9 protein-coding genes are annotated in these 9397 nt (G+C 44.0%); all 9 read left to right on the top strand.

Annotation, left to right across the window (positions count from 1 at the left end; translation table 11 throughout):
* Positions 1 to 90 precede the first annotated feature (90 nt).
* The 9 genes from ACHAL6_RS15110 (at position 91) to ACHAL6_RS15070 (ending at position 9353) form a co-directional block, all read left to right on the top strand.
* On the top strand, positions 91 to 1350 hold the full coding sequence (locus ACHAL6_RS15110; RefSeq protein ID WP_395271488.1) for a UDP-N-acetylglucosamine 1-carboxyvinyltransferase: 1260 nt from the start codon (positions 91 to 93) through the stop codon (positions 1348 to 1350).
* 11 nt (positions 1351 to 1361) lie between these two features.
* On the top strand, positions 1362 to 2150 hold the full coding sequence (locus ACHAL6_RS15105) for an MBL fold metallo-hydrolase (RefSeq protein ID WP_395271487.1): 789 nt from the start codon (positions 1362 to 1364) through the stop codon (positions 2148 to 2150).
* A gap of 1 nt (position 2151) precedes the next feature.
* The gene (locus ACHAL6_RS15100) at positions 2152 to 2337 is read left to right on the top strand and encodes a CxxH/CxxC protein (RefSeq protein WP_395271486.1); all 186 of its coding nucleotides are present in this window, start codon (positions 2152 to 2154) and stop codon (positions 2335 to 2337) included.
* Between the two features lie 40 nt (positions 2338 to 2377).
* A complete protein-coding gene (locus ACHAL6_RS15095) occupies positions 2378 to 2881 on the top strand; it encodes an SEC-C metal-binding domain-containing protein (protein ID WP_395271485.1) in 504 nt (167 codons plus the stop codon).
* 179 nt (positions 2882 to 3060) lie between these two features.
* The gene (locus ACHAL6_RS15090; protein ID WP_395271484.1) at positions 3061 to 3678 is read left to right on the top strand and encodes a hypothetical protein; all 618 of its coding nucleotides are present in this window, start codon (positions 3061 to 3063) and stop codon (positions 3676 to 3678) included.
* Complete coding sequence (locus ACHAL6_RS15085) at positions 3659 to 4114, top strand: 23S rRNA (pseudouridine(1915)-N(3))-methyltransferase RlmH (protein ID WP_395271483.1); 456 nt, start codon at positions 3659 to 3661, stop codon at positions 4112 to 4114. The genes ACHAL6_RS15090 and ACHAL6_RS15085 overlap by 20 nt, the downstream gene beginning before the upstream one ends.
* Positions 4115 to 4148: 34 nt before the next feature.
* Entirely contained in the window at positions 4149 to 6203 is a 2055-nt protein-coding gene (locus tag ACHAL6_RS15080) for an LTA synthase family protein (protein ID WP_395271482.1), read from the top strand.
* Between the two features lie 191 nt (positions 6204 to 6394).
* The gene (locus ACHAL6_RS15075) at positions 6395 to 7351 is read left to right on the top strand and encodes an NAD(P)H-dependent glycerol-3-phosphate dehydrogenase (RefSeq protein WP_395271481.1); all 957 of its coding nucleotides are present in this window, start codon (positions 6395 to 6397) and stop codon (positions 7349 to 7351) included.
* A gap of 277 nt (positions 7352 to 7628) precedes the next feature.
* Positions 7629 to 9353: an FMN-binding protein gene (locus tag ACHAL6_RS15070; RefSeq protein WP_395271480.1), complete on the top strand. Its 1725-nt coding sequence runs from the start codon at positions 7629 to 7631 to the stop codon at positions 9351 to 9353.
* Positions 9354 to 9397 lie beyond the last annotated feature (44 nt).

Below are 9397 nucleotides of genomic sequence, written 5' to 3'. Positions count from 1 at the left end.
TTGAATGTCATCAGATTTGGAAATAACATAAGAAGGTGCCCGTGCCTCGTAAATAGCCGAATAAGAGTATGAATGATAAAGGTGGAATATATGGAAAAATTAGTAATAATCGGTGGTCATAAATTACATGGAGAAGTGGAAATCAGCGGTGCCAAAAATGCTGCTGTTGCAATACTTCCAGCGGCACTCATGGTGGCTAATGGAATCAGTGAAATAGAAAATATCCCGGACATTGACGATGTGCATTGTCTGGAAAGAATCATAGAATCCGTAGGTGGGAAGATCGTGAAAAGCGGTACCACCTATTCTGTTGACTGTACAGGTGACCTGAAAGTAGTCGCAGATACGGAAGATGTCAGAAAGATGAGAGCTTCCTATTATCTGGTGGGTGCACTTCTTGGCAGATATAAAAGTGCCAAGGTGGAACTTCCTGGTGGGTGCGCCATCGGTGTAAGACCTATGGACCAGCATATCAAAGGTTTTGAAGCGCTGGGTGCCAAAGTGACCATGGACCATGGATCCATCACCGCAAAAGCGGACAGACTCATCGGAGCAAACATCTTTTTTGATGTGGTTTCAGTGGGTGCAACCATCAACGTAATGCTGGCGGCTACACTTGCCGAAGGACAGACCGTCCTTGAAAATGTGGCCAGAGAACCTCATGTGGTGGATGTGGCTAACTTTCTGAACACCATGGGTGCAGACATCAAGGGTGCTGGTACCGATGTGATCAGAATCAATGGCGTCAAGGAGCTCAACGGCTGTACATACAGCGTAATCCCGGATCAGATTGAAGCGGGAACCTATATGATTGCAGCAGCTGCCTGTGGTGGTGAAGTGACCATCAAGAATATCATTCCCAAACATATGGAATCCATTTCCGCAAAACTGGAAGAAATGGGTGTAGTCATAAAGGAATATGATGACAGTCTGGTGGTGATTTCAGATCCGGAGAATCTCAAATCCTGTAATGTGAAAACCTCACCCTATCCAGGATTCCCTACTGATGTTCAGCAGCCCATGGGCGTTCTCATGAGTATCGCAAAGGGAAGAAGCATCATCAATGAAAGCATCTGGGAATCCAGATTCAAGCATATGGACGAACTGAAGAAAATGGGTGCCTGTGTTCTTGTTGAAGGAAGAACGGCAATCATCGAAGGCGTGGAAAAGCTTTCCGGTGCCAATGTCAGAGCTACGGATCTGAGAGCGGGAGCCGCCATGGTTATTGCAGGCCTTATTGCAGAAGGAAAGACAGAAATCAGTGACATCGAACATATCTATAGAGGATATCCGAATATTGAACAGAAGTTCAAGGAGTTAGGCGCTGAAATTTCCGTCGAAAAGTGCTAGGAAGTGTAAATATGGTTTTTTGCTCATTGTACAGCGGTTCCAGTGGAAACAGTATTTTTATCGGTTCGGATAAAACGAAGATACTTGTGGATGCGGGACTGACTGGGAAAAGTATTATCAGTGCGCTGGAAAATATAGGTGAAAATCCCACTGAACTGAACGGGATTCTGATCACCCATGAACATAGCGATCATGTGAAAGGCGCAGGCATACTTTCAAGAAAGTTTGATCTCCCGATCTATGCCAATGAAAAAACATGGGTTGCCATGGAGAAATGTCTGGGAAAGATCAAACCTCATAACATAAAGATTGTGGAGAAGGATTTCACCATAAGAGATATGGAAATCTCTTCCTTCAGAGTTCCCCATGATGCGGTTGCCTGTAGAGGATATACCGTTACGCAGGGCGGAAAGAAAATCAGCATCGCCACAGACATAGGTGTATTTACGGAAGAAATCAGAAACAGTATTCTGGAGTCCGACCTGGTTCTTCTGGAGAGCAATCATGATGTTGAAATGCTGAAATTCGGTCCCTATCCCTATGACCTGAAAAGAAGAGTACTGAGTGAAGTCGGGCATCTCTCCAATGTGGATGCCGGTAAAGCTGCGCTGGAAATTCTGAAATATGGAAAAAAGAAAATCGTCTTAGGCCATCTTTCCGGAACCAATAATGTTCCGGAACTTGCTTTTAAAACCGTGGAGAACATCTTCCTTGAAGAGAAACTATCCATAGGACCAGGAATGGATGTGGATCTTGCCCTGGCAAGCAGAATCAGACCCTCAAGTTATACGGAGGTGTGACATGAAGATAATTTACAGCTGTCTTGATGATTACGATATGGCAATAGATGATTTCATTATAGAATATGAAACTTTTCCTGTAATAGAAAAGGATGAGGAACATATATGTGACTACTGCAAGGAAAAGTCTGCCTATCGTCTGAGAAAGACAGAAGATGTAGCGGATCCTAGCGATGACATGGTATAATGACAAAGCATAATTACTAAGTTTGAAGGAGAATATAAATATGAATTTATACAAAAGCTGGAATGACATGGTTGTAGACTATGTGAAGACAAAAGGAGAAAAAGCTTTCTGGGAGGAGTACTCCAAGGTAGAGGGCGGGATTTACACAAGAATTCTTGAAAATCCTGAGGAGAAATTCACTTATAAGATCAGTGATCTTGCGAAAGAAATGAAGACAACCAACGAGTTCGTTATGGGATTTACAGATGGAGTCAATGATTCTCTGAATACACAGCTGGACCTCGAGAATATCGGTGCAGACGATGAAATCACACTGGATATCAATCTGGAAAAACTGTATTACAATATGCTGGATGCGAAAGCGGATTATCTGTATGAGATTCCAGCATGGGAAAATATCCTGACTGAAGAAAAAAGAGAAGAGATTCAGAAGGAACTGAAAGATTCCAGAACTGTAAGAAATGAAAACAAGATTGGAAGAAACGATCCATGTCCATGTGGAAGCGGCAAGAAATACAAGAAGTGCTGCGGTAAGGTTTCTTAGTTCCTCTCGGAATGCGTATGATATGATTTGGAAGACTTCGTGACTTGTGGAACGAAGTCTTTTCCTTTTTCTTAAGTTTTTCTAAAGATAAACTTCTTTTTTCTTTTTTGATACCATTTGAATCTTTGGAAAGCGTATCATGTTATGTAATGATGCAACGAAGGAGATGATGACAGGCAATGATGGCGGAGAGTATCCGGAAAAAAACAACACTGGCAAGCATTCTCTTTCTTGCTGCAATCCTCTTCAGTGCCTGTGGGAATGATGTGGAGGAGATACCTGAAAGTCCTTTGAATCAGAACGGAGCGCAGGAAGAGAAGGAAAGATATAAGGAATTCACCAGTACTTCAGGGGATCTGTCCATTCTGGCGACGGAACTCTGGCAAGAGGACAAGACGCTGCACAAGGAATCGGATCTTTCCTTATATAATGAAGCGTATCAGTCCTACCTGATCACACTGACAGATGATAAAGCCGCATTTTCGGATGATATGGACATGGACCACTACAGTGAACTCATTGCAGCATCTGCCATGAAGGACCTGAAAGAAGCCACGGTCACGGAGAGGGAAGCTGTGGCGTCGAATGGTCTTGAAGGCAGAAAATTTCATGTGAGCGGAAACATCGATGATGTTTCAGTGACGTATGTTTTTCTTGTTCTGGAGAATGAGAAGGAGTTTGTCCAGGTGATTTTGTGGAGTTTCACAGAGAATATCGAGAACAATGCATCCTATTACGAGAGGATTATAGAATCCGTGAAGTATCATGAGGTGGAAAATGACGAGAGCGGAAATTGATATAATTGCTGTAGGAAAGCTCAAAGAAAGCTACCTTAGGAACGCACAGGAAAGTTTTCTGAAGGAACTGAATCATCGAGCCAGAATCAGCGTGATTGAGATAAAGGACGAAAAGACAAAAGAAGGAGCTTCTGAGAAAGAACTGGAGCGAGTCAAGAATCTTGAAGGGAAAAGCATACTGAAGTATCTTGATTCCAGAGGAAAGATTGTAGCCATGGATCTCAGGGGAAAAAAGACCACCAGCGACGCACTGCGGAAAATGCTTACAGACGATCTTCTGGACGGTCAGAAAATCCAGTTCATCATCGGAGGCAGTCTGGGTATTTCCGAAGAAGTGCTGTCCATGGCGCACAGAAGAATATCCTTTGGCAGCATGACCTATCCGCATCAGCTTTTCAGAGTGATGCTGCTGGAAGAACTGACAAAGTCGATCTAGGGGGAACCCTTATTATAGAGGAGAGATAACAGACATGAGTGAGACTCGAATGATTAGAAGAAAGAGACAGAGATACAAGTCGTATCTTGAAGGACTGAACCTGCTGCTGTTTCTATTTGGTGCAATTTTATTTATGGAACTGATTTTAAGAGTGAACACGGAAGCGATCTTCTTCAACGCAGGGCTTCTTTATTCCGTTCTCTTTTCAGGTGCGGCTTCCATTTTAATCTATCTGATTGCAGGATTCTTTAAAGGAAGTGGAAGAACAGCTGTTATCAGTGCTGCGCTGATCCTTCTGACGCTGCTTTTTTCATCGCAGCTGATTTACTACAAAATCTTTAAAACGTTCTATACGGTGTATTCAGCAGGAAACGGTGCCCAGGTGCTGGAATTCATCAATGATATTTTCTTCGCCATGGGCAAGAACGCGCTCTGGCTGGTTCTTCTCTTCCTTCCGCTGATTGTATTCGCGGTTCTTATCAAGAAAGGCGATCAGTCCAATTATGCATCCAGCTGGAAAGAAAGAGGCATGCTGACGCTCACACTTGTGATCTTCTTCGGGGGAGCTCTTGGAGGAATCCATCTGGGAGATAAGGAAGTGAACTCGGCTTATGATATGTACTACAGAAACAATTATCCGGTGGCTTCCGTGAATCAGCTTGGTCTTATGACAAGCATGAGAATAGACCTTCAGAGAACGGTCTTTGGATTTGAGCCGACTCTTGCACCACCACCGCTGGTCGAAGTGCCTGAGGAGCCGGAGAATCCTGAAGAGCCGGAAGAGAATCCTACTGAAACACCTGGAGAAGAAGAAACACCGGTGGAGGAAACTCCAGTGGTCTATGAAGAGAATGTGATGGACATTGATTATGAAGCCATCATCAATGAGACTGCAAGTGAAGATCTGAAAAATATGCATATCTACTACAGTACAAGAAAACCCACCATGCAGAATGAGTATACCGGAAGATTCGAAGATTACAATCTGATTCTCATCACAGCAGAAGGTTATTCTCACTATGCTGTGGATGAAGAGGTCACACCTACTTTATACAAGATGCAGAATGAAGGATTCAACTTCACAAACTTTTATAATCCCATCTGGGGCGTCAGTACCTCCGATGGAGAGTATGTGGCCACAACAGGACTCATCCCTAAAAGCGGAGTATGGAGCATGTACAAATCAGGTTCCATCTCCATGCCGTTCACCATGGGCAATCAGCTGAGAGAACTAGGCTATAAGACCATGGCCTATCATAATCATACCTATGATTACTACAACCGTGATATTTCCCATCCGAATCTGGGTTATGAATACAAAGGACTTGGAAACGGACTTGATGTGAGAGCGACCTGGCCGGAATCAGACCTTGAAATGATGGAGCTGACCACAGAGGAATACATGAACGATGTGCCTTTCCATACCTACTACATGACGGTGTCAGGACACATGAGATATTCCTTCTCCGGAAACTTCATAGCAAGCAAAAACAAGGAGCTTGTGCAGGACCTTCCCTATACAGAGGCTGGTAAAGCCTATATGGCCACGCAGATCGAGCTGGACCGTGCCATGGAACATCTGCTCAACAAACTGGAAGAAGCGGGAGTGGCTGATAAAACGCTCATAGCCATTAGTGCGGATCACTACCCATATGGGCTTGAGATGAACGAAATCAGTGATCTGGCAGGGCATGAAGTGGAATCCAATTTTGAGCTGTATAAATCCAGCTTCATATTATATGCAAAGGGAATGGAACCTGAGGTCATAGACCGTCCCGTATCCAGCCTTGATATCATACCGACCATCTCCAATCTCATGGGACTGGAATACGATTCCAGACTCATGATGGGCATCGATATGTTCTCTGACAGTGATCCGCTGATCATCTTCAACAACAGAAGCTTCATCACGAATAAAGGAAAATACAATTCTGTGACGAAAGAGTTCACATTGAATGAAGGCGTCACCATGACAGATGAGGAAAAGGATGAATACAGAAGATCGATTTCCAGCGAAATCGAGCGACAGTTCTACTATTCCGCCATGATCATCGATACGGACTACTATTCCATCGTAGTGGATCGTTAAAAAGAAAAGAAGACAGATGAGATGAGGTTTATCCAGTATTGACTGGTTAGACCTCATTTTTTCTTAAATAAGAGTGAAAGTTTGATGCACTTTTTGAACTGGAACAGGGAAGCGGCTAGAATAGAAGTTAGGGCAGAGTTCTGCCAAAATAAGAAGCAACTGAATTCATTTAAGAGATTGGAGAGAAAAAGATGAAGATAAGTGTAATCGGATGCGGCAGGTGGGGTTCCTTCATTGCCTGGTATCTGGATCGGAGAGAACATGAGGTGACGCTTTACGGAAGAGAATCTTCTCGGCATCTGAAGCGTTTCAAGGAGGAAAGAACCAATGGCCTGATCACGCTTCCGGAAACTGTCAGGCTTGAAACAGAACTGAATAAGGCGCTGGAATCGGAAGTGATCATCATTTCCATAAACTCTCAGGGGCTCAGGGCACTGATGCAGGAGATGGAATCCCTGGAAGTCCGAAACAGGACTTTTGTGCTCTGCATGAAAGGCATGGAGATTTCCACCGGCAAGAGACTCACAGAGGTGGTGGAAGAATATATGGACAGTTCTTCCGCTGTTGCTGTATGGCTGGGACCAGGACATGTTCAGGAATTCTACAGAGGCATCCCCAACTGCATGGTCATTGATTCCAGTGACGAAAAAGTGAAAGAGATGCTCATTGAATCCTTTTCTTCGGATCTGATCCGATTTTATTATGGAAATGATCTCATCGGAAATGAAATCGGAGGAGCGACCAAGAACATCATCGGCATTGCCGCTGGCATGCTCGATGGACTGGGGCTGTCTTCTCTGAAAGGTGCCCTTATGTCCAGAGGCACCAGAGAGATCTCAAGACTCATGGAAGCTATGGGCGGGAATGTACTCTCAGCCTATGGTCTATGCCATCTAGGTGATTATGAAGCCACGGTCTTCTCCCAGTACAGCCATAACAGAAAATTCGGGGAGAGCTATGTAAGAGGAGAAGAATACAGTTCTCTTGCAGAAGGGTACTATACCGTGGAAGCCATCATGAAAATCTCAGAAGAGCATCATGTGGACCTGCCCATCTGCAGAGCGGTCTATGATGTGCTTTTCCACGGCAAGGATCCGGGAGAAACGCTGAACAGTCTTTTCATCAGAAGTCTCAAGGAGGAATTCTGATGAATTCTGATATATAATATAGAAATATCAGTAAACATACACTATAAGGGCTTCAACAGATGAAATACATACGATATTCATTATCGATGTTAACTGTTGAGGCTCATATATTTAGCAGATTGAAAAGAATCTTTATCTGAATATTGCGCAGAAATAGTACAAAAACGCTTGAAACCTTCCGAAATTCATTATAAGATATATGTGTTAGTGAAATATCAAACAAAATAAACATATTCATTAAACGGGGAAAAACTTATATATTAATGGAGGGGAAGACATGAAAAAAATCTTATCATTGCTACTTACAGCGACTATGGTTCTAGGACTTGCGGCATGTGGAAACACAGACTCGGAAACACCTGAGACACCGGAAACTCCATCTGAAACACCAGGAGAGGAAGAGACACTCACCGGTACTGGTGAAGGATATGGTGGAGAAGTCACCGTAACAGTCACAAAGATTGGAGATGAAATAACAAAGGTCACAGCAGAAGGTCCGGATGAAACACAAGGTGTTGGAACACCAGCACTGGAACAGCTTCCTGATAAATTTGTGGAAGCCAATTCAGCAGACGTGGATGTCATAGCTGGAGCAACTGTTACAAGCAGAGGGCTGATCTATGCCATGAAAAACGCACTGGACCCAGATGCGAATCCATGGCCGATCGTGGAAGAGGAAGAGGATCCTTCCAATGTGGAAGCATCCGATGTCCTGCTTGGTTTCGGAATTGCCAGCATGGGTAGAAAGGGACCAGGAGCAGATGATAAGGAAACACAGGTATGGAGCATCAATGAAGTTCTTGCAAGTGTTCTCTTTGACGGAGAAGGCAAAATCCTGCATCTGAATGTAGATCAGGTGGAAGTGGCAACGCCAAACTACGATGGAGAAGGAATGCCTCATTTCAGCGGATGGCCTGGACAGGGCGGATACAACATCGACGAAGACCATGATGAGAAGGTGGATGGTGTAACAGAAGATACAGAAGAGAATTTCCTGGCGGAAGTGGAATTATGGCAGACCAAGCGTGAAAGAGGCGATGACTATAAAATGGGCATCAGCACCTGGACAAAGCAGATGGATGCTTATGAAGAGACCTTCGTTGGAATGACTATAGAAGAAATCGAAGAATGGTTCGAGAAATATACATCCGACAGAAATGGACGTCCTCTGAAGGATGGTTCCGAAGATGCGGAAGACAAGGCGAAATATGATGCCCTGAGCGATGAAGACAAGGCAATGCTTGCAGATGTGACCACATCAGCAACCATGAGTCTCAATGACTCCCATGGGAACATCATTGCAGCCATCAGAAACGCATATGAAAACAGAATGGGTCTTGAAATCACAGAGGCGGAAGCAGCTGGATTCGGCGTGTCCTTCATGCCGAGAGTCGGACCTGGAAAAGACGATCAGGATGTTCCAGTCTATAGCCTGAATCAGGTATTTGCAAACACCTTATTTGACTCAGAAGGTAGAGTGGTTGCAATCCATGTGGATCAGCTTGAAGTGGCAACACCGAACTATGATGGTGATGGAATGCCTCATTTCAGCGGATTCCCAGGTCAGGGTGGATATAACTATGATGAAGATCATGATGAAAAAGTTGATGGTATGACCGAAGATACAGAAGAAAACTTCTTCAGTGAAATCGAATCCTGGATGACCAAGAGAGCAAGAGGAAAAGACTACAAGATGGGCATCAGCACATGGGAAGAGCAGATGGATGGGTATGAAGAAGTGTTCATCGGTAAAACAGTGGAAGAAATCGAAGAATGGTTTGACAAGTACACTTCTGACAGAAACGGACGTGCTCTGAAGGACGGTTCCGAAGATGCGGAAGACAAGGCGAAATATGATGCTTTAAGTGATGAAGAGAAAGCCATGCTTGCAGATGTTACAGCATCAGCGACCATGAGTCTCAACGATGCACACGGAGATATCATAAAAGCCATCAGAGCTTCATTTGAAAACAGAGAAGTGATCAATCTCTCTGTAAAGTAAATAGCGAGAAGCGATATCCGGATACCATATGGTATCCGGATATC

This window comes from Proteiniclasticum sp. C24MP, assembly GCF_043951855.1.
GTDB lineage: Bacteria > Bacillota > Clostridia > Clostridiales > Clostridiaceae > Proteiniclasticum.
The sequence above is the reverse complement of the archived record's forward strand: the minus strand, read 5'-3'. Positions and strand labels throughout refer to the sequence as shown.